The sequence below is a fragment of the Sedimentisphaera cyanobacteriorum genome, assembly GCF_001997385.1.
Lineage (GTDB): Bacteria > Planctomycetota > Phycisphaerae > Sedimentisphaerales > Sedimentisphaeraceae > Sedimentisphaera > Sedimentisphaera cyanobacteriorum.
In genome coordinates this window covers 865,978-892,008 of record NZ_CP019633.1, presented here as the reverse complement: position 1 = coordinate 892,008, position 26,031 = coordinate 865,978, and the positions used below count along the sequence as shown (strand labels likewise).

The following is a 26,031-nucleotide window of genomic DNA, read 5'->3' as shown; positions in this document are numbered from 1 at the left end:
AAGCGGAATATGGCAGTTTTGTATGGGATAGATGAAGCAGGTTACGGTCCGATCCTCGGGCCTCTAGCGGTGAGCTGTGCAGGTTTTGGCATTCCTGATGAAATAATCGCTGAGGATCTCTGGGAGCTTCTGAAGTCGGCAGCAGCAAAAAACAAACGCGGTCTTCGGGGTCGTCTTCTCATAACAGACAGCAAAAAAGCTTATTCTCGAAAATCAGGAATCGGCCATTTGCTGAAAACAGTACTTGCCCTTACCGGTGTTCGCCCTGAATCAGCAAGAGAGCTTATTGACTGCTTAACATACGGCTCACTTAGAAGGCCGGCTGATTACCCTTGGTATGAAAGGCTTAAAAACCAGTCTCTGGGTTACGATATTCAGGATTTGAGCATTTCAAGCGAGGTTTTCAGCAGAGAATGCCAAAAGAATAATATAGAATTTATTGGTGCTTCTGCTGAGCTTCTCGATGCTGGGACATACAACGACTTAATCCAAAGCGTACAGAATAAATCTTCTCTTTTGTTCACTCTTGTATGCCGGCTGATTGCACTGATCGCAAAGAATCATCCAAAGGAAAAGATTCAAATCATCGCAGACCGGCAGGGCGGGAGGGCTCATTATTCAAGGCCGCTTGCCAAGATGTTCCCTTATATGGATGTTGCTGTAATTAAAGAATCAGAAAACATCTCAAGCTATCTTCTAAAGGGCGGCTCAGAGATTAAGATACATTTCACTGCAAAAGCAGATCAGCGATTTCTTCCTGTTTCTGCATCTTCAATGGTGTGCAAACTGCTCAGGGAGATAATGATACAATCGCTTAATGATTTTTTTATTGCCGAAATGCCGGGGCTTTCCCCGACTGCCGGCTACTGGCAGGACGGCCTTCGATTTATTTCTGAAATTGAGCCTATAATCGAAAACAAGCAGATAGACAGAACCCGCCTTGTCCGAACGCGATGATTTTCATTAAAAAAGGCCGGAGCTTCTATAAAGCCCCAGCCTGGGATTTCTTTTTATAAGCGATGTCAGGATATCATTTTGTATGTATCCATAGCAATCATAAGCTCTTCGTTTGTGGGAATAAGCAAGGCTTTCACTTTTGAATCATCAGTGGAGAATACTTTTTCTCCTGCCACGTTCTTGCTTTTGTCCACTTTTATTCCTGCAAAACCAAAGCAGCTCAGCACATTATCCCTGATAATTGGATTATTCTCGCCGATTCCAGCCGTAAAAACAACTGCATCTGCGCCGCCAAGCGAAGCCAGATATGAACCGATATACTTTTGGATACTGTAAACCAGTATTTCAACTGCATTCTTTGCATCCTGATTTCCCTGCTCGGCCATATTCATAACATCCCTCAAATCGGAACTGCCGGCAAGGCCGAGAAGGCCGGATTTCTTGTTGAGTATTTCGTCCATCTGCTTTGGCATTATCCCGTCGGACTGCATAACAGAAAGAACTGCGGCCGGGTCAACATCGCCGCATCTAGTGCCCATTAAAACTCCCTGCAGGGGAGTGAGCCCCATAGAAGTATCCTGCACTTTTCCGTCCTTGAATGCGGTGATAGAGCTGCCGTTGCCGAGATGGCATGTAATAATTCTGCACTGCTCGAACGGCTTGCCGATAAGTTTTGCAGCTTCTGCTGAAACGAAATCGTGGCTTGTGCCGTGGAAGCCGTATTTTCTTATGCCCTTGTTTTTGTAATACTCCAAAGGAAGGCCGTACATAAATGCCTTTGCCGGCATTGTCTGGTGCACAGCAGTGTCAAATACTGCAACGTTAGGAGCATCCATCAGCTGCCTGCAAGTTTGAATGCCGGTAAGGTTAGCAGGGTTGTGAAGGGGTGCAAATTTGGACAGCTTATCAATGTCTCTGATAACATCCTCATCAATTACCACTGAAGACTTAAAGACCTCGCCCCCGTGAACCACTCGATGCCCGATACCGTTGATCTCAGATATATCTTCCAGAACGCCGTATTTGTCATCTGTGAGCAGGGGTTCAATCGCAAGCATTGCCTCTTTGTGGTTTTTCAGAGGCTTTTTTATGCTGCATTCCTCTTTGCCTGAAGGTTTATGCTCTATTATAGAGCCTTCAATCCCGATGCGTGTTGCAGAACCTTTTGCCAGAAGGTTGAAGCTGCCTTGTTCAATGTCGAAAATCTGATACTTCAAGCTGCTTGACCCGCAGTTTACTACGAGAATTTTCATTTATCTAATCACCTTTTACTTCTCTGTTAACAATATATATGCTGAACTAAAAAAGGGTGCATTATGCACCCTCTGATTATCATTTTTCGCCCTGTATGGCTGTAATTGCTATAGTTGCCAGAATGTCTCTTGCGCTGCAGCCTCTTGACAGGTCGTTGACAGGTTTGGCTATGCCTTGTAGAATCGGGCCGTATGCGCTCATTCCTCCCATTCTTTCTGCCAGCTTGTATGCAATGTTTCCTGCGCAGAGATCCGGAAATATGAAAACATTTGCCTTCCCCTCGAGCGGGCTACCGGGCGCCTTCTTCTCAGCTACCTTCGGGACAAACGCCGCATCCAACTGAAGTTCGCCGTCGATGGCGTAATCGCCTTCAAATTCAGAAGCAAGCTTTTCTTTAGCGGCCTTTGTTGCCTCCTGCATAGCTTCTACATCCGGCCCGAGCCCAGAACCTTTGGTGGAATAGCAGAGCATTGCAATGCGAGGCTTAATGCCGAACTGTCTCGCTGTGTTTGCCGTGGCAAGGGCAATGTCCGCATGCTGTTCGGTGGTTGGGTTGAGATTCAGCCCGCAGTCTGAGAAGAGGTAAGTTTCCTCGCCCCTGCATATAAAAAACATACTCGAAACGGTATTAACAGAAGGGGCGCATTTGACAATCTGAAGAGCGGGGCGGATAGTATCTGCCGAAGAATGCACTGCTCCAGCTACAAGCCCATCTGCATCGCCCTTTTTGAGCATCATTGTGCCGAAATACATACTGTCTTTAACGGCCTGTTCGGCCTTGGACATATCAATGCCCTTCTTTTTTCTGAGCTGGTAAAACTCTTCAGCATATTCCTTAAGCTTGGGGGAATCTGCCGTATTGACAACGTTTATCATATCCATTGCCGCACCGGTTTCTTTTAGTTTTGCTGTGATGCGTTCTGCAACGCCGAGCATAGTGATTTTCGCCATTTTTTCCTTTGAAGCCATAGAAGCGGCTTCAGCCATGCGCTTATCTTCCCCCTCCGGCAGAACTATATGCCTGCATAGAGATTTAGCCTTTTCTTTGATATTTGTTAGAAATTGTTCTGTTTCAGACATTGTGTCAACTTTCTTGAATTATTAAAAGATAAAAACCACGTCTTAAAATTATAAAAAAACTCTTTTGCTGTTCAAGACAGTTTGCAGTTAATCCTGAATATTTTAGAAAATATCAGAAAAATAACTCTGTCGCTAAGCTGGCTGCATCTAAGACTGGAAGATTTTCAGTCTTTTTCCGCGTTCCAAATCAAAACTTAACTTTGCGTTTTTGTTCTTCAAGTCTTTTGTTCTGTTGATAATTTAATCCGGCAGTATATACTAAATTCAAATGAAAGAAAATACAGGGTGAATTATGAGCAACAAAACAAAATGTGTAGGAATATTAACCTCCGGCGGAGACTGTCCGGGACTTAACGCAGCAATCAGGGGTGTTGCAAAGTCTGCAATGGCAAACGGCTCACGAGTTGTGGGTTTTCTTGATGGTTTCAGAGGACTCGTTGAGAACAGAACAATGGTTCTCGAAGACAGGAACGTCAGCGGCATACTTACCAACGGCGGGACAATTCTCGGTACAAGCAGGGACAAGCCCCGAAAGATGCCGATGGGCGATCAAATTCTTGATGTAACAGATATTGCTGTTGCAAACGCTCAGAGGAATCATATAGACTGCCTTGTATGTCTAGGGGGCAACGGGACGCAGAAAAATGCGATGGACCTTTGCAAAAAGGGGCTGAATGTTATAACACTGCCCAAAACCATCGATAACGATGTTGCTGAAACCGATATCACATTCGGTTTTGATACTGCCATCGAAATCGCTACCGACGCTATCGATAAACTCCATACAACTGCCACAAGCCACCACAGGGTAATTGTCTGCGAGATTATGGGCAACAAGGCCGGCTGGCTTACACTCGGTGCAGGCATTGCAGGCGGGGCGGATGTTATCCTGATTCCTGAACTGCCTTATAAAATTGAAAGCATTGTAGATCATCTGCTTGCACGAAGAAGGCATCAGAAAAGATTTTCGATTGTGGCTGTGGCTGAAGGTGCGCTTTCTAAGAAGGAGTCAGACGAGATCAAGGAAAACGGCAAGAAGAAAAAGAAGAAGAAAACCTATATGGACGACGACGGCACATATCTGGTTGAGGAAACCACTTCCACCAAAATCGCCCGCAAGATCACGCAGGCCTGCGGAATTGACACTCGGGTTACAAGGCTCGGGCACGTTCAGCGTGGCGGGAGCCCGTCTGCATCAGACCGTCTGCTCTGCACAAGGCTCGGAACTAAAGTTGGCCAGCTGCTTGCTGAGGGGGTTTATAATGTTATGGTTGGAGTGAAAAACAATAAGTGCGTACCGGTTGACCTTGAAAAGGTAGCCGGGATTACAAGAAAAGTACCCAGCGACCATGAATGGATAAAAACTGCTCTTCTCGTTGATACCAACCTTGGCTGCGAACTGAAAATTTGACATAAAAAACGGGCACCGCCGGCGTTACTGGCATGGATGCCCGTTTCTGCTTTTAATCGCATACATAAAGAAGTCTTACGAAGAGTTGTTTATTGACCGGCTTTTAGGATTTTCTTGATAAAATCCACTTCCGACTTTCTGTAGGGCGTTCCGTCCTTGCGGAAGATATCGTGAAACCATACCGGCGGGTCTGCCGGGGCATTGTCAGGGTCTGAAGAAGGCAGGGGTCTTATAAGTCCGTCTCGGTCTCTAGTCCTTGAAGACCAAGGCCATTTTGTCCCGGATTTTCCGTCAACTAGTCCCCAGTTCCAGCAGGATATTTTTTCCTTCTTGAAAACCGGCAGGCAGTTTTGAAACGTGCTGCCTTTGGTTCTTGCCATATATTCAGTGCAGAGAATCGGCCTTCCATTGCTGTCTTTCTTTGCAAAATCAATCTGTTTTTGTGTGCCTTTCGGGTTGTGGTATGAGTGAAAGCTGTAAACATCGCTGTTCTTAGCGTTTATTCGTTTTGCCTGATCGTTTGCGCATCCGTTTACACACGCTGTAAGCGGCTGAGAAGGCCTTACCTGCCAAGCCCACTGCCATGTATCTTTGAGAAGCTTGACAGGTTTATTGCCCGACCTGCCCGGTTCGTTATAAAGATCCCAAGCGAGGATTCTCTTATCATTCGAAAATTCCGTCAGTATTGTCTTGATGTAGTCTTCGAGTTTTCTCTTTTCGGCTTTGCTTACAGTCCCTTTTTCGTAGGCATTTGTTGTAAACCAGCCCGGGCTGTGTTTCCAGCCGGAATTGTGAACGCCTGGAACAGGCTTTGGTTGAACGCCCATATGTGGCCACGCCCAGTGGCAGTCGTCGAAGAATACAAGCAGAGGTTTTATGCCGTGCTTTTGGCATATATCAAGAAATTCGTCGATTCTTTTTATGAAGCCCTCTTTTTCGTGCTCATAAACCAAATCGTGCAGATACACGCGGACGGTGTTGAATCCGAGTTGCTCAGCCCAGCCGAGCTCTTTGTCGATAGTCTGCGGGTCCCAAGTGAGCTCCTGCCACATCTCAATCTGATTTATAGCGGTGCTCGGGAGGAAATTGCAGCCAACCATCCAAGGCTGCTGTGAGTACCACTGGTTGGCTTTTTCAACGCTCCACTGAGCGTTTTTCGCCAGCCCAGCGCCGCAGAAAAATAGTAATGAGAGCAGGGTGATTGTAATTTTCTTTGCCATAGTAAACCTCTTAAATAAAAAAATATATTTTTTGAAATTTTCGTTCATCACTAAACCTTGCAATGTTCGAAATTCAACATTAATTCAATCGTTTTCTGCCGGAATACAGAACGCCGCATAAATATCAGAAACTGCTTATACTTTACATACAAAAAAATATAAATTTTTGCATAATGCTAAGCGAGAAGTGAAAAATTGTGGGCTTTAATGTTGCGGAGCTTTGCCATGCTGAAGGAATTCCTGCTCAGGACTTTCTCGCTGCAAATCTGGTATATAAGCTTTTGAGCTATATATTCACCCAAAAGGAGTGTTTATGCTGTGTATTTCCTTCCGGCGGGTTATTAACTTTGAAGCAAAGTTTGATTCCTTATTTGCATATATTATAATCAGCCTCGTGACTTTGAATATTAAATAAAAGAGTTGGATTAACTAATGGCTGAAAGAAAACTTTTTGGAACAGACGGGATAAGAGGACTTGCAAACGCATACCCTCTCGATGTTGAAACAGCAGTAAAAACGGGCAAGGCAGCGGCAAAGATTTTTCGCAGGGAGGAATCTCGTCCTGTATTTGTGATAGCAAGGGACACAAGGTCTTCAGGAGTGGTTCTGGAGGCGGCAATCTCCGCAGGACTCTGCGCTATGGGGGCGGAAGTAAGGCTTATAGGGGTAATGCCTACCCCTGCTGCGGCAGTCGCGGCTAAGATGATAGATGCAGACGCAGGGATCGTGATAACTGCCTCGCATAATCCGCCAGAGGATAACGGAATAAAATTTTTCTCCAATAAGGGTGTTAAACTGCCTGATGAGAAAGAGCTTGAGATTGAAAGACTCATTCTGGAAGACCCACTGGACACCTCCCATATCACAGGAGCAGCGGTAGGTAAGATTGTTTGCGAGGATTTTAAGCCTCAGTTTTCAGAATTTATAGCTCTAACAACAGAAAGAGACAGTCTTAAAGATATGAAGGTTGCACTCGACTGCGCAAACGGTGCTGCGAGTCCTGTAGCGGGAGATATATTCAAAAACCTCGCATCAGATGTGATTGTTGTGAATGATGCCCCAAGCGGGACTAATATAAACAAGGACTGCGGGGCAATGTACCCGGAAAACTCCAGCAAATTCGTAGCGGAAAGCGAAGCGGATATCGGATTTACCTTCGACGGGGATGCCGACCGCCTGATAACGCTTGATGAGAATGGCAGCGTTGTTGACGGGGATATAACAATCTTTCTGCTTGCCCTTTATTATAAGTCTAAGGGTTGGCTCAAAAATGATACCGTTGTTGTAACTCAGTACACAAATCTCGCTGTAGATGCAGAGCTCAAAAAGCTCGGCATTTCTGCCGTTAGAGTTGCCAACGGCGACAGGTACGTGATCGAAGAGATGCTCAAGAACGACTACAGCCTCGGCGGAGAAAAGAGCGGGCATATCATACTCGGAAACTACAACACAACCGGCGACGGGATACTTGCCGCAGTTCACTTTGCCCGTATGGTTAAGGAATCAGGCAAGCCGCTCTCTGAGCTTGCCGGACAAATAGAGCTTTTCCCCCAGGTGATTGATAAGGTCGAGGTGAGCGAGAAACGACCTTTTGGAGAAATTTCGGGCTTCTCGGAGCTTAAGCAAAGGGCAGAATCAAGGCTTGGAGATAATGGCAGGTTTTATGTACGGTATTCGGGAACGCAGAATGTATGCAGGATTATGGTTGAAGGCCCGGACAGGCAGATGCTTGAAGAAATAAACGAAGAAGCAAAAAAAGTGATAGCTGCTGGAGCTTAAAGGAGAAAAAATGAAAGTAGTTTGCTATGCCGCAATGGAAAGCACTGAGTGCTGCCCGCATACTGTAAACAGGCCCGCAGCAATGCTCAAGGCTCTTGATAAAACTGTGATAGAGCATAATCTGCTTGCCTGCGGGGAGGCAGAGGAGTACATAGTTTTTGTAGGTTTTGAGGCCGATAAAATAATCGAAAAGCTCGGTCATGAGTTTAACGGCGTTAAAGTGCGCTTCATAACAGCCTCCACGAAATGGCAGGACTGTCTTACTGAGATAAGCAGGAGCCTTGTTGATACAAGACAGGTGCTCTTATTCAGGTGCGACAAAATATACAGCAAAAAAGATATGCAGATGCTTGCAGATGAGAAAAACGCAAAACTCACCTCTTACGGAGAAGAGGTAAATGCGTATTCATTTGACCCTGCAGAAGTTTGTTCAATCGCAGACTTTGATAAACGCCTCAAGCCTTTGGAAGTTCAGGATTACTGCCTTGCTTTGCGTTATCCGTGGAATTATCTGGAAGCAAATGTTGAGCTTGTGCGGAGGATTAAGGGCAGGAAAATAGAAGGCGAATTAGAGGGTAATGTAGTACTCAAGGGCGATGTTCATATAGCTGAAGGGGCAGTTGTCAAAAGCGGGACTTACATCGAAGGGCCTGTATTTATTGATTCAGGCTCTGTTATCGGCCCGTTTGCTTATATTCGTAAAGATACGGTAATAGGCAAAGGCGTGCAAGCTGGCAGGATGGAGGTATATGATTCTGTGCTGATGGACGGATTTACCTCAAAGCATATCAGCTATGCAGCTCATTCTGTACTCGGTGAAAACTGCAACTTCGGGGCGGGCACTATAACCGCAGACTATCGACACGACGGGGGCAATCATACCACTGTTGTGCAGGATGAAAAGTTAGATACGGGCAGGCGGAAGCTCGGTGCATTCATAGGCGATAATGTAAAAACCGGCATCGGAACGCTTATATACCCGGGCAGAAAGCTCTGGCCGGGCGTTGTAACTTTACCGGGCGAAGTAATTAAAAAAGATAGATTTAACTCTTGACTTAAAAGAATTCTCTGGTACTCTAAACACACATTTGCAATTTGGCGTTTAAACGTGTATATGAAAGGCCTACTTATGAAAAACGGTATATTCTTATTAGTTTCAGTTTTTGCTTTGGCATTTGCTTTAGCCGGATGCAGCGAAGAAAAAAGATACAGCTCTATTTACACAACAGAACCTGAGGCAGAGGTCCAGCAGCAAAGTTATGATGCCCCTCCTGAGGCCGCTGAAGTTGATCTTGTTGAAAAACTGGCCCAGGAAAGACGCGAATATGTGGCGGCGTTAAAGACTCTCATGGACTATTATGAGGACACCGGAAACTACCGTAAATCCAACTGGGCGAAGAGAGAGCTCGATATGATTGGAGATACACCTCAGTACAAGTTTATTGTTGCAGGTGAGATATCTTCAAAACAGGCCAAGAACCTTGTTTCAGTTCCAGAGGCAGACAAGCTATTCAACAAGGCAAACGATTTGTACAACAAAACGCGTTTTACCGTTCTTATCGGGGATACGCCCGGTTTCAGGAAAGCTCTGAATATGTTTAATGAGCTTATTGAAAATTACCCCAACAGCGATAAAGTTGATGATGCCGCATACAGGGCAGGTCAGATATATTCATTCTTCAAGGATTACAAGCTTGCTGGTCTTTACTATAAAAGGGCGGTACAATGGAATCCTGATATAGATGGATATCCTGTACGCTTTAAGCTTGCCAGCATTCTTGATAAAAAGCTTGGCAGGCGTTCAGAGGCGCTTCGCTATTATGAGCTTGCTCTCAAGAAAGAGCAGGATTACCCTTCAAATATAGAAACTGCAGAAATGAGAATTAAAGATATTCAGAGAACGCGATCTTCCGAACAGATGAAAGATAAAATGAAGAACTGATAAGTTTATATATTTCGAAATAACTAAGCGGCTTTAATTTATAAGGCCGCTTTTTTAGTTTAAAAAAGCCGAAATACTTCAAACACAAACAGATTTTAGTATAAAAACGGCTTGATATTAAATTCAAGGCAGTTAGAATAAAATTATTAATCTGGATATTTGCACTTGTTAAGATGAAGGTGTAATATTACTTTAAAATAAGTTATTCCCTTTTCAATAGGAATTTTAAAAAGCTGATTAAGCTCAAAACACCAAAACCCTTCTATTTGGGATGCCGCACATGGCATCCCTTCTTTTAACTTGCTTTTTAGAGTTTATTAGCATAATATGAGAGTCCAGCCTTTTGTTCAATTTAAGATTGGTTCAAAGAGGAAAATTTTGTATATTTTTGAGATCAGGCTAAAGGCTCTTCAGGAAATTTATGGCAAAAGTATTGATCATAGATGACATCCCTGATAATCTCAGGGTAGCTGCTACAGTTATAAATAATGCCGGTTATGAGGTAATGCTTGCTTTAACGGGAAAGGAAGGACTTGCCTGTGCTGAGCAGAACAGGCCGGATATTATTCTGCTGGATATTATGATGCCAAAAATGAACGGGTATGAGGTATGCAGAATACTGAAAGACAACAAAAGCACTTGCGAAATTCCAATTATTTTTGTCAGTGCCCGAGACGAAATAAAAGACATAAAAAAGGCCTTTGATGTTGGGGGCGTTGACCATATAGCAAAGCCCTTCGTACCTGAGATACTTACAATAAGAGTTAAAAATCAGCTCGAACATTTCAGACTCCTGCAAAGCCTCTCCGAAAGAGAAAAGATGTTTAAGAATCTTTTCCGCTCAATCAAGCAGCCCATAGCTCTTATAGACAGCAATTATGTGATAAAATACTGCAACCTCGAGTTTTCCTCGGTTTTCGAGCTATCACCTAATATGGCAGTTGGGAGGAATTGTTTCGAGGTTACCTGCGGCGGGAAAGCCAAATGCTCGCATTGTCCTATGGAGATTACATTTCAGGCAAATGAAACTGCATATCTTATTAAGAACTATAAGGGCAGAGTTTATCGAGCCGAAACAAGCCCGGTAAGCTTTGAGAATAATGAAATGAAATATGCCTCTCTTACCCTTACCGACATATCAGATTTCAGTGTTTAACTTCGAAGCTTTTATATAAAAAAGCCGGCAGCTGACGCAGCCGCCGGCGGAGAATGAGGAGTAACACTTAAATGAAAGGATTGTTTTTTTATAATATGCAGTTTATACTACTGAGATTTACTTTTGCTTACTAATTCAAAGCATTCCTGAGCAGGACTGCTAAGTATCTTTATCAGTGCTTTATTTTTAGCTTTGCCCAGTTCTTTGTTTCCGCAGCCGAAGCCCTGATTTTTGAGTTCGAAGAATTTGTCCGGAATGATTCCCTCTTTGAGTCGGAATTCAAGCTGCTCTTCACTGTCCTCATATTTTGCATTGAATGTAAAACTGGAAAGATTCATTGGTTTATCTTTGCCGCTGAATTCACGTTTATCACCTGCATAAATGCTAAACATATCCCAGACACCGTCCATTGCCCCGTTTACTTTTATATATAGCTTGCCATTTGCCGGATAAGAATCGGGGGAGAAATTGGCGTTTGCAAATTGGATTGCTTTGAAACCTGTTGTAATGCCAAGACAGAAATGTTTGAGCTTGTTATGTTTGTGATGATGCTCTGACGGGTTAGAGGCATGTTCATGCTCTTCATGTGTCTTCATAGCTTCATAAAGTGTGATTGTTTTTATACTGCCGTCTTTTTCTGCTGCTTTGAGGGGTTTTGAGCCCTTTATAAGCTCAACAATTTTATCGGAACTTTCAGTTTCTTTATCGCAGCCTGTAAGAAGAATAAGGCTCATCAATGCAAATGAAAGGAACACTGTTTTTTGTTTTACTGCAAACTTTGTCATACTGTTTTCCCCTTTATAAATTATAGTTTCCATGGTTTTATACAATTCTCATTGCTCGGATCTGTGCACGTTAAAAATTTCTCTGCGAAAAGAATCAGGTCTTGGATATTTACGGTGCAGTCTCTGTTGATATCGGCTTCCATGCCAAAGCCTGCCTGCCATACACCGTGGCAGCTGGAAGGGATTGAGTTCGGGTCTTCAAAAGGTAATTGGCTGAATTCACTTGTCTGCGGGTCGTAACAGATTTTCCAGCTTTCTGCTAATTGAGCAAAGTCTACATTATCAGTATAGCAGTCGCTGTTTGTATCTTGCAGGATTGTCCAGCCGTAATGTATCACTTCAGCTTTTGTTTGCGGCAGCTTGGTATGTGCTGATCTGAATGAATCAAAGAACATGCCGGACTGTGAAGCGGTAACTTCTCTGTAAACTTTCACATAATGCACAGGCTCAGAATACTTCTCACTGAAGTCAAATTCAGCATCATACAAAAAGCCGCCTTTGCCCGGTACACCATTGAGACTGCCCTCAATTTCGCCCACTTTAGCAAAACTGCTCAAATCCGAACTGACGTAAACTGAGGCTTTGGCAGCAGGTCCGCAGAAGAGTCTTATAATCAAATCCGAGCCAGCTTTGTCTTCAAGTGCATTTTCAAAAAACACTACAATTTCCTGCTCGGCGTTTATGGGTGAACCGCCTCTCCATCCTGCGACATAATCCCTGTCTCCCTTGTCAAAATCCCAAGCCTTCATATTTGAGTTTCCATCTGCATCGGCGGGCCCGAGGACCCACCATGAGGTTTGAGGGGTTTGAAGGCTTATAAAATTCGGTCCAGGCCCTCCGCACTGTCCGTCTGCCCAGCTCTGTATCCGGCTCGTGCAGCTTACTGTTTCATCAGCCCAGTTTACTCCATGAATATATCTGCCGTTTGCAAAACTTGCTATAACAAAGATAGCGGCTGATAATAATTTGGTTTTTCTCATCATAATTCCTTTCTTATTTTTATTTTGAATACCAGAATTTTCCAAAACGTTTTTCGCTGAATCTGTTGAAAAACGGAATTTCCTTTTCACTCATTTGTTCTGTGTGCTGGTCTAAGAAAACGATATTTGCTTTTCCGCTGTGCCTATAGGCAAAGTTATCACGGGGGCATCCTGTAAACAGCACTACACCCGGTACATGCGGCGTCCCGCTTGCATCAGTGAACATCATTGCCTCTGAAGGGCGGCGGAACTCACTTTCCTTTCTGTATTCAGTGGGCATACTTGCCCTTCCAGACACACCCATCGCAGCATTAGCGGCATAACTCAGACCATAGCCTTTGCTGCGTTCGGGATATTCAGGCGGGCTGTGCCTGGTGCGGGCAGGGTTCCTGTGAGCAGGGCATGTTAAAACGCTTCTTGATTCAGTCGGCCCGAGAAGATTGCCCTGATCATTCCTTCTCAGTTCAACGTCGAGATAACTGACAAACTCAGGATTCATAAACCAGTGCTGAGGAATACTGCCGTATTTGCCCGGATAGGGCTCTGCAGAGGGAAGCCAGCCGTTGTTGCTGTCTATATACAATCTTAAAGCCATTGCGATATTTCTTTGATTTGAAAGGCATACCGTGCATTTTGCCTGCTTCCTTGCCCGAGCTAGGGCGGGTATAAGAACAGCTGTCATAATTGCGGCAATGCTGAGAACTGTTAGAACCTCTATGAGAGTAAATCCAGTGTGTTTATTCTTTTTCATTGTACTGCCCGTTTGCTGTTTAGATTTTCAGACTCTTCTTCTTATAAATAAAAGACCGCCTGATAGGAAAAGCATAGTTGCTGGTTCAGGAACGGATGCGAAAGAGTCGAAAAACATACCTGTTTTAGGGCCTGCTGACTGCCTTGAAACCTTCACATAATATGCAGTTCCGGAGAAGACATTTTCAAAATCGAACTCAGCATCATACAAAAAGCCCGGTTTGCCCGGAACTTCCTGAGGTGCCCCTGAGATTGTTCCAAGATTTGACCAATTGATGTTATCCCTGCTTAAAGAAATGCCTGCCTGAGCGGCTGAACCGCAATAAAACCTGATAACCAAATCATTGCCTTTGCGGTTTTCAATTCCTTCATTGAATTTCACTGTTATATGCTGGTTTGTTCCCGAACCTCGCCAGCCTGCGAGATTATCCAAATCCCCTTCATCAAAATCATGAGCATTCATATTGCCGGTTTGATCTGCGTCGCTGATGCCGGTTACCCAGTATTCATTTTGTGAGGTTAAAGGCGTTCCGCCATAATTCTGTATCCCGCTGCTGTAGGATACTGCATCATCAGCTCAGTTTTGCCCGCTTATAAAAGCGCATTGGCCTAAATTGGCTATTCCAATAAACGCCGCTGTGATAATCATTTTAGTTTTCATTTTAATAAGCTCCTAAATTCATTTCTGTAATCTTTTATGCCGTTTTAGGCAACCCTAACTTTATTATTAAAAAAAACTACTCAACGAAGCGCAAGCCGTAAAAGTTAGGGTAATATTATATTACAAGGCAAGCCTAACTTTTCAAGTAAAAACTTAAAAAATTTTTAAAAGCCTTTATTTTTTTTCATTTAATTGTGCTTTGTTTGCTATTTTTATGTTTCAAAAAGCTTTAAATCGGCTATATTCTTAAATATACAATTTTCCCAATTTTGAATTTAAGAACTTATTATGCAGCAGGACTTTAAAGAACTAATTCAGATACTACTTGAAATTGACGGTGCCGCAGATATGGAATGCTTTTTAGAAGAGCTCCTTACTCCCAGCGAGAGGAAGGATGTTATTCTCAGATGGAAGCTTTTGAAGATGGTTCACAGCGGCACTCCACAGCGACAAATTGCATCAGAGCTTGGGATAAGCCTTTGCAAGATAACAAGAGGCTCAAAGATTTTGAAAAATCCGGATTCGATTTGCAGAGGTTTCTTAGATAAAGGGATAGCTGAAGATGGATGATGGTATCAGTCTTTTCGTTTTCTGAAACCGAGGGCAGCTGCTGCATCAGGGCTTGTCATTGCTTTGTAGGTTCTTTCCTCGCAGAGCCCGTTTTCTATAAGATACTGTTTTATCGTTTGTCCATTTTCGGATGCCTTTTCTGCAATTTCTGAACATTTCTCATAACCGAACATCGGCAGAAATGCCGTAATAACCGCTGTAGAGCTGTGGATGTTTCTTTCGCATCTATCTCTGTCTGCTGAAATGCCTTCCGCGAGCATCGATTTTGCAAGCTGTGATGCGGTTATCAGATTGTCGAACATCCCAAGCAGATTATCGGCTATCAGAGGCATAAAAGCGTTGAGCTCAAGCTGTCCGCTCATTGCAGCGGCTGTAATTGCCGAGTCTTTGCCGATTGCGTCTATACCCGCCTGACAAACCATCTCAGCGATTACCGGATTTATTTTACCCGGCATAACTGATGAGCCCGCTTGCTTCTGAGGCAGCTGAAGTTCTCCGAGACCGCCTTCTGGGCCGCTTGAGAGCAGGCGTATATCTGAGAAAATCTTGAACATATTCGAAGCAAGAGCCTTGAGTATGCCGCTAACTTCGACAATCTCGTCAAGATTTTGCGTTGCCTGAACGAGATTCTCAGCACGTGCAAGCGGCAGGCCGGTTATTTTCCTAAGCTCGTCTGAAGCTGCAAAGATAAAGCGTCTGTCTGCTCCGGCTCCTGTGCCGGTAGCTGTTCCGCCGAGATTTATAACCCTGAGTCTTTCTTTGCATTTGTAAATCCTCCAGCGGTCTTTGCTGAAGGCCTCAGCCCACGCACCGAAAGACTGTCCGAGAGTCATAGGCACCGCATCCTGAAGCTGGGTTCTTCCCAGCTTAATTATTTCAGAAAATATCCTTTCGGATTCCTGAAACGAATCTGCAAGCTCGCTTACTGACTGCTCAAGCTCGATTGAAGCAAATATAGCTGCTGTTTTCAGGGCGGTTGGGTAGGTGTCGTTCGTTGACTGATGAAGATTAATATCATCCAGCGGCGAGATCTTATCGTATTTGCCGCAGGGCAGGCCAAGGATATTGAGCGCACGGTTGGCAAGAACCTCGTTGACGTACATATTTGTTGATGTTCCCGCCCCTCCCTGCAATGCAGCAGGGGACGGAGGCAGTTCGAGAATACCGTCGCTGAGCTCTCTGCACGCCTGTTCGACAGCCGCAAACTTTTTACCATCCAGATAATCCAGCGAGTGATTCACACTCGCACAGGCGAGCTTGACAAAGCCGTAGGCCTTTAAGAGTCTTGGGTTTATATCGCCGCCAATGCCGGCGAAATTCTCCAGCGCTCTTGCTGTATGTATTCCGCTAAGGGAATCTGCGGGAATCTGCTTTTCACCAAGTGAGTCTTTTTCCGTTCTGTAATTCATTTAATCCCTGCTATTGGTATTCGGTGAACATTCGCTGTTTGATGCTGTTTAAAGCGCATTCTCAAAAAAATGTTCATTTTTTCTCTGCTGATATTCAATCATTTCCCGAAGAATCATATCAAGGCTGTATTCAGGCTTAAAGCCTGTTTTTCCGCTCACTTTCTCAAGCGAGGGCTGGCGAACCATCATATCATCGAAGTCTTTGCCGTAGGCCTTCTCATAAGGCACAAGCACTATTTCGCTTTTGCTGCCTGTAAGCTCAATAATCCGCTCAGCGAGCTGCATTATAGTAATAGGTTTGTCGTTGCCAATATTGTACACCTCACCAAAGGAATCGTCGCTGGTCATAAGCATATCCGCAGCCCTGATTACGTCCCATACCGCCCCGAAGCATCTGCTTTGCTTTCCGCTTCCGTAAACGGTAATCGGCTCATTTTTTAGTGCAGAATCGATAAAACGAGGAACAACCATTCCGTATCTGCCTGTCTGGCCGGGGCCGATTGTATTGAAAAATCTTGCAACAAGCACCTTCAGTCCCGTTTGGCGGTAATAAGCAAGCGAGAGAAATTCATCTACCGCCTTGCTGCACGCATAAGCCCAGCGGGGATGGGTTGTGCTGCCGTAGATTGTATCATCTTCCTCGCAGAAAGGCACTTTCTCTGTTTTTCCATACACCTCGCTGGTGGAGGCTATGAGCAGTTTTGCTCCGTGCTCCTGAGCTGTTTCAAGCATCACCTCAGAGCCGTAAATATTTGTTTTTATGGTATGGATAGGGCGGTCTATAATCAGCTTAACACCCACTGCAGCAGCGAGATGATACATCTGCTGGCAGCCGGAGGAGAGCTTGAGGGTGAGCTCTTTATCGCAAACATCTCCCTCAGTAAAAGATAGTGCAGGGTTCTCCAATACATCAGCAATATTATCCAGTGAGCCGGTTGAAAGGTTATCAAGCACAGCTACTTCATTGCCTTCTTTGAGCAGTCTTCTAACCAGATGCGAGCCTATAAAACCTGCTCCGCCTGTTACGAAAATTTTCATTCCTGTTCGCCCCTGTAAGTGCAGTATGCCCTGTCGTTTTCCCATATCCTAACGCTCTCCAGCCTTGCTCCTTTGAGCTTGCCGCTGAGAGTCTGCCAGCAGTGGACGGTAATGTTTTCTACAGTGGGATTATGCTGTTTATAGTATTCGAGATCTTTGCTGAGGTTTTTGTGGTCGAGCTTGTCTATAAAAAGCTTTTTCACCTTCTTTTGGAAATCGAATCTGTCGAAATCTTTCCAGTTTTCCGGCTCGGCGGTTATTTCCACTACGTAATTATGCCCATGCCCCTGAGGGTTTGCGCATTTCCCGAATTGTTCAAAGTTTTTATGCTCTGAAAAATTCTCATTCCAAAGCTTGTGTGTAGCAGCAAATTCAAATTTTTCGCTGTATAGGAGCATATTACTGTCTCCTGAAATGGTTATTTTTTTATACGGATTTACGAGCTGTTCGAGGCTGGAGAGCTTTTGGGGATTAAAGCTCCTGCGAAGTCCTTCCCAGCATTCCATTAGGATTTCAGCGTTCTTTTCGAGGGTAACGTTTTTGCCGGCAGAAATCATCTGCTGAATCCTCTTCTTATAAATGTTAACTGCCTCAGTTCTAGCTTTGGCATCAATTTCTGCAAGATTAATTAGAAATCCTGTATCGGCCTGTACGCTTCCTTGCAGCTCTACGTTCAGGCAGATGAAAAATCCTAAACCATGGCCGGCCGGCTTGGAACAGTACGAATTGAAGCCTTCAGCATCGCCTTCGTTTCCGAACGGGTCAACACTGAATCTTATTTGGCGCGTAAGCCTGTGCATTTATTGAACTCCGCCTGCTCCTCTGATAAGGCTCATTACCTCTGATCTGCTTCTCTGGTCTTTTATAAATATGCCTCTAAGAGCGCTTGTTACCATAAACGAACCTGGCTTCTTTGCACCCCGAACCGTCATGCAGCTGTGGCTCGCCTCTACTACAACAGCCACGCCTTTCGGCCTCAGCCTTTCCATAAGAAAATCTGCTGCCTGTATAGTGAGTCTTTCCTGCACCTGCGGTCTCTTTGCAAAGCAGTCGAATACCCTTGCCAGTTTGCTGAGACCAATAATATGCTTATCAGGCAGATAAGCTATATGAGCCTTTCCGCTGAAAGGCATCAGGTGATGTTCGCAGGTGCTTGAAAATGCGATATCTCTCAGCACTACGATCTCGTTGTAGTCTTCATGAAAAAGCTTGTCTGTATGCTCTGAAGGCTGATGACCAAGCCCTGAGAACACCTCTTCGTACATCCTCGCTACCCTCTGCGGAGTTTCTGCGAGCCCTTCTCTGTCCGGATCTTCTCCAATTGCAAGCAGAATTTCGCGTACTGCTGCCTCAATCCTTTTGTGGTCTATTGTTTTGTTTTTATCTTCGCTCATAAGCAGATAATTATTTCCTTTTCATTCGATTAGTCAACTCAAACTTCATAGCTTAATTTCTATTCGGTTTGTTTTTTAAGTTGCATATTCGCATTTTAATATCATAGGTAATTAAAAGAAAAATGTTATCTGTTCAGCTCTAAGTTCAAGGGTAACATTGTCATTTATTCAATTTTTAGGAGAAAACTATGCGTAACAAGATTTTTGAGGCAGTGAGCCCGTCAAAAGCTCAAAGAAAAAACTTTCTTTTTCGCGGAGCAGGAGTACTAACTGTCTTATTTATTGCATTTATTGCAAACACCTCTTTAGCAGATAAGGCCGGTGAAAACAGCTTCAGGCCGCCTTCAGTACCTCTAATTGCATGCGACCCTTATTTCAGTATATGGTCTCCGGCAGATCAGCTGTACGGCTCTGAAACCTGCCACTGGACAGGGACAGACCACCCGCTGGTATCTATGGTTAGAATAGACGGGAAAACATATCGTATTATGGGCAGCCAGCCGGAAAATGTTGAACCAGCTGAGCAGGTTTCCCTCGAGGTTCATCCTACAAGAACAGTTTATACTTTTCTTGCAGGCGGAGCTGAAATCCAGCTTGAATTTATGCAGGCAGCTCTTCCAGATGATATAGACCTTTTGAGCCAGCCTATTGTCTGGATTGAATGGGAAGCTAAGTCTGCAGATGGAAAATCTCACGATATTTCTGTGTATATGGATGCTGGAATGGATCTGGCTGTTCATCAGAACAATCAGTATGTAGAGTGGTCTAAGCCCGATTTTGAAGGCCTTAATGTTCTCAAAACAGGCACAAAGAGCCAGAACGTCTTGGCAAGGAAAGGTGATAACGTTCGTATAGACTGGGGCTATTTCTATATGGCTGCTCCTGACGGGCAAAAACCTCAATCCCAGATTGCTCAAGCTCATAAAAGCCGTGCGTACTTTACAGCAAGGGGCGATTTGCCCGGTACAATGGATAAGGATATGCCTCGAAGAGTTGAAGAAGATGCCCCGGTTATGGCATACAAATTCGACAGAAAGCTGGAAAAAGGCAAAACTGCAAGCTGCAGGATGATGCTGGCTTATGATGATATTAAGTCTGTACTGTATTTCGGCGACCAGCTTGAGGCTTATTGGAAAAAGGACGGCAAGACCATTGAGGATATCCTTTCTTCAGCTGCCGAAAACTTTGCCCAGCTTCAAAATAGATGCGAAAGCTTCGACAAAGAGCTTATGCAGGACCTTTATAAAGCGGGCGGAGAAGACTACGTTAAGATAGCCTCTCTTGCATACAGGCAGGCACTTGCAGCTAACAAAGTAGTTGCAGATGAAAACGGGATGCCGCTTATGTTCAGCAAGGAGAACTTCAGCAACGGCTGCATGGGTACAGTCGATGTGTTCTATCCTTTCGCCCCGCAGGTGCTGCTGCTGAACCCGACTCTCGCAAAGGCATCTTTTGTACCGATACTTGAATACGGACGTTCAGAACGCTGGAAATTCCCGTTTGCACCGCATGATGTAGGAACTTATCCGCATGCGATGGGTCAGGTTTACGGCGGCGGCGAACGCTCTGCTGAAAACCAGATGCCTGTTGAAGAATGCGGGAATATGATTCTGCTCACAGCAGCGGCAGTAAAGGCTGAGGGTGATGTAGAGTTTGCAAGGAAGTACTGGGACATACTTTCTTCTTGGGCGGAATACCTCAAGAGCAAAGGTCTCGATCCTGAAAACCAGCTCTGCACCGATGATTTCGCAGGCCACCTTGCACATAATGTAAATCTTTCAATGAAGGCGATTGTTTCTCTGGCAGCCTATGCAGATATGGCAGATATGATGGGCGAGAAAGCCAGAGCATCATTATATCGCAGAACAGCTCAGAAATATGCCAGGCAGTGGATGGAAATGGCAGACGACGGCGATCATTACCGCCTTGCATTTGACAAATCGGGCACATGGAGCCAGAAATACAATCTCGTATGGGACAGAATTCTCGATCTTGATTTATTCCCTGATTCTGTAGCCCGTAAAGAGATGAAATACTACAAGAAGATGCAGAATGAATACGGCCTTCCTCTGGATAACCGCAGCAAATACACCAAGCTCGACTGGATCTTCTGGACAGCATCAATTACAGGCAGCAAGAAAGACTTCAAAGACCTTATCGCCCCTGTGAGAAAGTTCATCAGCGAAACTCCGGACAGAGTACCTATGACCGACTGGTACTGGACTCACAACGCAGAGCAGAGAGGTTTTCAGGCACGTCCTGTTGTAGGCGGGGTGTTTATTAAACTGATGGACAACGAGAAGGTATGGAATAAATGGGTTAAGAACGCAGGTTCTGTGAAAGGGCAGTGGGCTCCATTGCCAAAGCCTCCGAAAATTGAGCCTGTGGTTGCTATGTCTTACGATGAGCCGAAGATGTGGTACTACACATTCGACAAGCCTTCTAATGATAACTGGTACAAGCCATCGTTCAATCCCGTTGACGCAGGATGGAGCCGCGGCGCGGCCGGTTTCGGTACAAGCGGAACTCCTTCAGCAGAAGTTAATACAGTTTGGCAGAGCCCGAACATCTGGATTACAAGAAAGTTCCATCTTGATGATGTACCAGACTCACTCGAGCTTATGATTCACCACGATGAAGATGCAACCGTTTATATCAACGGGAAACTTGCAGCCAAGCTCTATGGATACACCAGCTCACCCGGGCATTATAAAATCAAAGATGATGCCATGAAGACCTTGAAAAAAGGCCGAAACACTATCGCTATTCATTGCCGCCAGAATACTGGCGGGCAGTATATCGACGCAGGACTTGCGCAGATTATCGAGCAGGATTAAAAGATGACTATTTCTGAAAATTAAAACACTATTTTAATATGCAGGCTGTGTAAGGATTGAAATAAAAGAAATCTTTATCGCGGTCTGCATATTTTTAAAATTAATTCTGTGAAAAATTATATGTTTACAAATCGACTAAAATGCTTTCTGATTTTGTGTTTGATGTTCTTCACCTCAAGCATTTATGCCTCTGAGCTTCCTTTCAAAAAATGGGGCTTTGAGACGCTTAATCAAATTGATAAGGATCTTAAATTCGAACAGGGCCTCGGCTACTACGAGGACAGCTCTCGTGAGGAAGTTTCTTTTGCTTGGGGGAATGCAATACTACTGCTTGCAAAAGCTCAGGCATTAAAGCTTGACGATTCCTTCAAAAAAGAATTTGATGAACAGCTCAAAATCATTGATGAATATTTTATTGTTTCAGATGGAATAGGCGGATACAACTGCCTTCCAGTGCATAAAAACACTGACGTTGACCGTTATTACGACGACAATGCATGGATTGCAATGGCTTTTATTGATGCATATGAGGCTTCGGGAAACAAAAAATATCTAAAAAAAGCTAAAAAAACAATCGACTACAGTCTCAGCGGGGTTGATAAGCAGAATGGCGGTGTTTTCTGGAGAGAAAACTGGCCTGAAGATGATAAAAAATCTAAAAACACCTGCTCAGTTGCTCCAACTGCATTTTCCTGCCTAAAATTTTACCAAATTACCAAGCAGGACAAATATTTTAATGAAGCCAAAGAGCTTATGCAGTGGCTTGATACAACTCTGAAAGATGAAGACGGCCTTTATTTCGACCATATAACAGAAGATGGCAGGATAGGCAGACGTAAATGGTCTTACAACTCAGCTATGCCTGTAAGATGCTATATCCAGCTCTATAAAATCACGGAAAAAGAGAGCTATCTTCAAAAAGCTGCAGAAACAGCAGATGCAAGTATTGAAAGATGGTATGAAGATAACGGAGAGCTGAAATGCAAAGCAATGTTCGGATTTACTCTTGTAGAGGCATGGTTTGAGCTCTCGGAAGTAACCGGAAATCCCAAATGGAAGAACAAGGCCTTTGATGTTATGAGAAATGTTCATGAAAACGTAATGGGGCCTAAGGGCAGGTATTCTAACGACTGGGACGATCATAACAGAAGGCCTGTAACGAGCTGGCAGCTTCTTTATCCTGCCGCCGCAGCGAGGGGATATTTTTCAGCTGCAGAATATCAGAATATCCAGCAAGAAAACTAATAGAAGAAGGGTAGTTAAATGAAATTTAAAAATTTAATCCTAATATTAATTACAGCAGCAATTTCATCAGTTTTATTTGCAGATGATATGAAACATCAGCCTCTTGATTATGTAAATCCATTGGTTGGTTCGGATTCGGCCTTCGAATTTTCCAACGGCAACACTTATCCTGCTATAGCTCTTCCCTGGGGCATGAATTTCTGGACGCCGGTAACGAATACTGATCAGCTCAACGGCTGGTGCTACAACTACGACGACTATAAGATTTGCGGATTCAAGCAGACCCATCAGCCCAGTCCTTGGATCAGCGACTACGCCCGTTTTGCCCTTATGCCGGTAGTCGGCGAGCTAAAAGTTCGAACGGAAGAGCGCGCGAGCTGGTTTTCTCATAAGGCCGAGACGGTAAAGCCGCACTACTACAAGGCCTATCTGGCCGATTACGATGTAACCGCAGAGATCACACCTTCCCAAAGGGCTGCTCAGTTTCGCTTTACATTCCCCGAATCAGATAAATCCTACGTACTGCTGGATGCCTTCAATCAGGGCTCATACGTAAAGATCCTGCCCGAGAAGCGAATGATCATAGGCTACTGCCGCAACAACAGCGGCGGCGTACCTGATAACTTCCATAACTATTTCGCTGCAGTTTTCGACAAGGATTTTGAAGAAGTTTCCACCTGGAGCGACTGGAAAATCAAAAAGGGCAGCAGTGAGAAGAAGGGCGAACATGTCGGAGCGGCTGTCAGATTCAAAACCGGCAAGGGCGAGAAGGTGAACGTTAAAGTGGCCTCTTCGTTTATCAGCCTTAAGCAGGCAAAGCTGAATCTCAAACGAGAGATAGGCAATGAAACCTTCTCGCAAACCCGCTCAAAAGCAAAGGATATATGGAATAAGCAGTTAAACAGAATCAGGGTAAATGGCGGAACTGAAAAACAGTACGGCAATTTCTACACAGCGCTTTACCGCACTCTGCTTTTCCCGAGGAAGTTCTACGAATTCAATGAAGACGGCAAGATGGTTCATTACAGCCCATACAACGGCAAGGTGCTCCCGGGATATATGTTCACAGACAACGGTTTCTGGGATACATTCCGCGCAGTCTTCCCGTTCTTCACTGTGATGTACCCCGAGCTGAATGCCGATATTATGAAGGGCCTTGTAAACACCTACAAGCAGAGCGGCTGGCTTCCGGAATGGGCAAGCCCGGGACACAGAGACTGCATGGTGGGCTCTAATTCTGCTTCGATAATCGCTAATACCTACCTCAGCGGAATAAGGGGCTACGACATTGAAACTCTCTACGAAGCTATTCTGAAAAATTCCGAAAATCAGCACCCGAAGCTCTCTTCGGTAGGCAGGCTCGGCGTTGACTATTACAACGAAAAGGGTTATATTCCCTGCGATGTAGGTGTAAATGAGAGCATTGCCCGCACGCTTGAATACAGCTATGCCGATTATACTGTCTGGAAGCTTGCAGAGGCTCTGGATAAACCAGAAGAGCATATTAAGCGTTTCCGTAAGAGAGCCCAATACTACAGAAACGTTTTTGATAAAAGCACGAATTTTATGAGAGGCAAAAAAGAAGACGGCAAATGGCAGTCTCCATTCGTTCCTGAGAAATGGGGCGGGGTTTTCACTGAAGGCTCAGCATGGCATTACACGTGGTCTGTTTTTCAGGATCCAAAGGGGCTTATGAATCTGATGGGCGGCAAGAAAGCGTTCGCAGAAAAGCTTGATTCTGTTTTTACAACGCCGCCGAAATACGACGCTTCTTATTACGGCTTCCCGATACACGAGATCATAGAGATGACCGTTGTTGATATGGGTCAGTACGCCCACGGGAATCAGCCAATCCAGCATATGATATACCTCTACAACTATGCCGGCCAGCCATGGAAGGCGCAGAAATGGGTCAGGGAGGTTATGGACAGGCTCTACCAGCCACGCCCGGACGGCCTTTGCGGCGATGAGGATAACGGCCAGACCTCAGCGTGGTATGTATTCTCAGCCCTTGGATTTTATCCGGTATGTCCGGGTTCAGGGGAGTTTGTGATAGGAAGTCCGATTTTCAAGGAGGCTGAAATGAAGCTTGAAAACGGGAATATCTTTACCGTTGAGGCCGAAGAGAACAGCAAAGATAATATATATATTCAATCTGCCCGTTTGAACGGCAGACCGTATTCAAAGACTTACCTGAATTACGAAGACATCCAGAAGGGCGGAACAATATCTTTCGATATGGATGATGAGCCGAACAAAGACTGGGGCAATGCCCCTTCCGATGCCCCTTACTCAATGTCTGAAGAGTTGGAGTAAGACATATTGCGGGGTTTATATTGTTAATGTACAGAATTTAATAACAGTTTAATTTTACGAAAGGCAGAATCGTGAGAATCCAAACAATTCCAATACTATTTGTATTTCTGATGATGGGCGTTGCCGATGCAATGGGGCCTATGTCTGAGGCGGTAAGGGAGAATTACGAGCTCAGCAACGTAACAGCAACCCTTCTTTCATTCTTTGTATTTATAGCGTTCGCTGTTTTCAGCGTTCCGGGCGGTCTTCTTGCCGCAAGGATCGGCAAGAAAAGGCTACTTCTGCTCGGCCTCGGCCTCAATGCGATAGCAATGCTGATACCCTGCCTTACAGAACCAACATTTGCGGTTCTGCTGGGCTGCATTTTTGTTCTCGGAATCGGAACAACATTCCTTCAGGTAGCGGGCAATCCGATTATGCACGATGTGAGCGCTGAGGGCAAATACGGCCGAAACCTCAGCTTCGCGCAAGGCTTCAAGGGGATTGGAAGCTCGGTTTCCTCTTACCTTGTAACGGCTGTAGCGGGATTTGCGATATTCAAGACACTGGGCTGGAGAGGCGTATTTCCGATTTTCTTCGTGCTTATGGCAGCGGCCTTTATCTGGGTCTGCACTATCAAAGTAAACGAGACAAAGGCAGACGTTCCCCCAAGCCTGAAGTCCGGACTTGGTCTTTTGAAAAAGCCGGTTTACGCTTTAGCGGTTCTCGGGATATTTTTATACGTGGGCTCTGAGGTATGTATGGCAAGGTTCCTCCTGCCTCTTCTTGAAAAGATGGGACTTGAAGAATCCACTGCAACCAAATTCGGCCCTGCATTTTTCTTCCTTATGCTTACTGTCGGCCGTCTGGGCGGGGGTGCTGTACTGAACTTCCTCTCACAGCGTACATTCTTCAGGCTCTCAGCCCTGATGGGTCTTGTCGGGGCATTGATACTTATGTTCGGTGCATCGAATATAGCGGTAATAGGAGTATTGCTTTCAGGCCTTGGTTTTGCTAATATATGGCCAATGCTTTTCTCTATTACAGTAGAGAAGGATCCCGCCCGCGGAAGCGAGCTCAGCGGTCTTATGTGTATGGCAATCTCAGGCGGAGCTCTCGTGCCTCTGCTGATGGGGCAATTTGTTGATATGGGCCTTGGTACTAAGGCATTTATCGTTCCAGTTGTATGCTTTGTGTATCTTCTGGTGCTTTCCCTTGAGAAGGACCAGCCCAAGCAGATTGAACCAGAATCAGCAGCAAGTTCCTGA

General features: G+C 44.8%; 22 protein-coding genes. 11 read left to right on the top strand and 11 right to left on the bottom strand.

The window, feature by feature from the left end; translation table 11 throughout:
- Positions 1 to 9 precede the first annotated feature (9 nt).
- The gene (locus L21SP3_RS03420; RefSeq protein ID WP_077539353.1) at positions 10 to 957 is read left to right on the top strand and encodes a ribonuclease H family protein; all 948 of its coding nucleotides are present in this window, start codon (positions 10 to 12) and stop codon (positions 955 to 957) included.
- Between the two features lie 65 nt (positions 958 to 1,022).
- Here the strand turns inward: L21SP3_RS03420 and L21SP3_RS03415 are convergent, their stop codons facing one another.
- Positions 1,023 to 2,210, bottom strand: coding sequence for an acetate/propionate family kinase (locus L21SP3_RS03415; RefSeq protein WP_077539352.1), 1,188 nt, complete (start codon positions 2,208 to 2,210; stop codon positions 1,023 to 1,025).
- A 79-nt stretch (positions 2,211 to 2,289) separates the two neighbouring features.
- Positions 2,290 to 3,291: a phosphate acetyltransferase gene (gene pta, locus L21SP3_RS03410; RefSeq protein ID WP_077539351.1), complete on the bottom strand. Its 1,002-nt coding sequence runs from the start codon at positions 3,289 to 3,291 to the stop codon at positions 2,290 to 2,292.
- Positions 3,292 to 3,583: 292 nt separating this feature from the next.
- Between pta and L21SP3_RS03405 the strand changes: the two genes are divergently transcribed.
- Entirely contained in the window at positions 3,584 to 4,702 is a 1,119-nt protein-coding gene (locus L21SP3_RS03405; RefSeq protein ID WP_077539350.1) for a 6-phosphofructokinase, read from the top strand.
- Between the two features lie 89 nt (positions 4,703 to 4,791).
- On the opposite strand, the gene L21SP3_RS03400 is transcribed toward L21SP3_RS03405, so the two are convergent.
- Entirely contained in the window at positions 4,792 to 5,922 is a 1,131-nt protein-coding gene (locus tag L21SP3_RS03400) for a cellulase family glycosylhydrolase (RefSeq protein WP_077541818.1), read from the bottom strand.
- A 432-nt stretch (positions 5,923 to 6,354) separates the two neighbouring features.
- Here L21SP3_RS03400 and glmM point away from each other — a divergent pair, with 432 nt between their 5' ends.
- The 4 genes from glmM to L21SP3_RS03380 all read left to right on the top strand — a co-directional run bounded on the left by glmM (position 6,355) and on the right by L21SP3_RS03380 (position 10,799).
- Positions 6,355 to 7,701: a phosphoglucosamine mutase gene (glmM, locus tag L21SP3_RS03395; protein ID WP_077539349.1), complete on the top strand. Its 1,347-nt coding sequence runs from the start codon at positions 6,355 to 6,357 to the stop codon at positions 7,699 to 7,701.
- 10 nt (positions 7,702 to 7,711) lie between these two features.
- Positions 7,712 to 8,755: a hypothetical protein gene (locus L21SP3_RS03390; RefSeq protein WP_077539348.1), complete on the top strand. Its 1,044-nt coding sequence runs from the start codon at positions 7,712 to 7,714 to the stop codon at positions 8,753 to 8,755.
- Between the two features lie 75 nt (positions 8,756 to 8,830).
- Positions 8,831 to 9,643, top strand: a complete 813-nt coding sequence (locus tag L21SP3_RS03385; RefSeq protein ID WP_077539347.1) for a tetratricopeptide repeat protein — start codon at positions 8,831 to 8,833, stop codon at positions 9,641 to 9,643.
- Between the two features lie 421 nt (positions 9,644 to 10,064).
- Positions 10,065 to 10,799, top strand: coding sequence for a response regulator (locus L21SP3_RS03380; RefSeq protein WP_077539346.1), 735 nt, complete (start codon positions 10,065 to 10,067; stop codon positions 10,797 to 10,799).
- Between the two features lie 107 nt (positions 10,800 to 10,906).
- Here the strand turns inward: L21SP3_RS03380 and L21SP3_RS03375 are convergent, their stop codons facing one another.
- Genes L21SP3_RS03375 through L21SP3_RS03360 form a run of 4 tightly spaced genes read right to left on the bottom strand, consistent with a single transcriptional unit; the run spans position 10,907 to position 13,777 of the window.
- Positions 10,907 to 11,584 carry a hypothetical protein gene (locus L21SP3_RS03375; RefSeq protein WP_123785123.1) on the bottom strand — a complete coding sequence of 226 codons (678 nt, stop codon included), beginning with the start codon at positions 11,582 to 11,584 and terminating at the stop codon, positions 10,907 to 10,909.
- Between the two features lie 20 nt (positions 11,585 to 11,604).
- Positions 11,605 to 12,567 carry a hypothetical protein gene (locus L21SP3_RS03370; protein WP_123785122.1) on the bottom strand — a complete coding sequence of 321 codons (963 nt, stop codon included), beginning with the start codon at positions 12,565 to 12,567 and terminating at the stop codon, positions 11,605 to 11,607.
- Positions 12,568 to 12,583: 16 nt separating this feature from the next.
- Positions 12,584 to 13,315: a type II secretion system protein gene (locus L21SP3_RS03365; protein WP_077539343.1), complete on the bottom strand. Its 732-nt coding sequence runs from the start codon at positions 13,313 to 13,315 to the stop codon at positions 12,584 to 12,586.
- A 27-nt stretch (positions 13,316 to 13,342) separates the two neighbouring features.
- Positions 13,343 to 13,777, bottom strand: coding sequence for a PEP-CTERM sorting domain-containing protein (locus L21SP3_RS03360; protein ID WP_077539342.1), 435 nt, complete (start codon positions 13,775 to 13,777; stop codon positions 13,343 to 13,345).
- Positions 13,778 to 14,263: 486 nt separating this feature from the next.
- Between L21SP3_RS03360 and L21SP3_RS03355 the strand changes: the two genes are divergently transcribed.
- Positions 14,264 to 14,545 (top strand): Trp family transcriptional regulator, encoded by a 282-nt coding sequence (locus L21SP3_RS03355; protein ID WP_077539341.1) that lies wholly within the window; start codon positions 14,264 to 14,266, stop codon positions 14,543 to 14,545.
- 5 nt (positions 14,546 to 14,550) lie between these two features.
- Here the strand turns inward: L21SP3_RS03355 and L21SP3_RS03350 are convergent, their stop codons facing one another.
- From L21SP3_RS03350 to folE, 4 genes are read right to left on the bottom strand one after another with little or no spacing between them, the layout of a single operon-like run.
- Positions 14,551 to 15,954, bottom strand: coding sequence for an aspartate ammonia-lyase (locus L21SP3_RS03350; protein WP_077539340.1), 1,404 nt, complete (start codon positions 15,952 to 15,954; stop codon positions 14,551 to 14,553).
- Between the two features lie 48 nt (positions 15,955 to 16,002).
- On the bottom strand, positions 16,003 to 16,992 hold the full coding sequence (locus L21SP3_RS03345) for a GDP-mannose 4,6-dehydratase (protein ID WP_077539339.1): 990 nt from the start codon (positions 16,990 to 16,992) through the stop codon (positions 16,003 to 16,005).
- On the bottom strand, positions 16,989 to 17,792 hold the full coding sequence (locus L21SP3_RS03340; protein WP_077539338.1) for a 6-pyruvoyl trahydropterin synthase family protein: 804 nt from the start codon (positions 17,790 to 17,792) through the stop codon (positions 16,989 to 16,991). The genes L21SP3_RS03345 and L21SP3_RS03340 overlap by 4 nt, the downstream gene beginning before the upstream one ends.
- Positions 17,793 to 18,386 (bottom strand): GTP cyclohydrolase I FolE, encoded by a 594-nt coding sequence (gene folE, locus L21SP3_RS03335; RefSeq protein WP_077539337.1) that lies wholly within the window; start codon positions 18,384 to 18,386, stop codon positions 17,793 to 17,795.
- Between the two features lie 188 nt (positions 18,387 to 18,574).
- Between folE and L21SP3_RS03330 the strand changes: the two genes are divergently transcribed.
- From L21SP3_RS03330 to L21SP3_RS03315, 4 genes are all read left to right on the top strand, one after another.
- Positions 18,575 to 21,223 (top strand): glutaminase family protein, encoded by a 2,649-nt coding sequence (locus L21SP3_RS03330; protein WP_077539336.1) that lies wholly within the window; start codon positions 18,575 to 18,577, stop codon positions 21,221 to 21,223.
- A gap of 120 nt (positions 21,224 to 21,343) precedes the next feature.
- A complete protein-coding gene (locus L21SP3_RS03325; RefSeq protein ID WP_077539335.1) occupies positions 21,344 to 22,468 on the top strand; it encodes a glycoside hydrolase family 76 protein in 1,125 nt (374 codons plus the stop codon).
- An 18-nt stretch (positions 22,469 to 22,486) separates the two neighbouring features.
- Complete coding sequence (locus L21SP3_RS03320) at positions 22,487 to 24,784, top strand: GH92 family glycosyl hydrolase (protein WP_077539334.1); 2,298 nt, start codon at positions 22,487 to 22,489, stop codon at positions 24,782 to 24,784.
- A gap of 71 nt (positions 24,785 to 24,855) precedes the next feature.
- A complete protein-coding gene (locus L21SP3_RS03315; protein WP_077539333.1) occupies positions 24,856 to 26,031 on the top strand; it encodes an MFS transporter in 1,176 nt (391 codons plus the stop codon).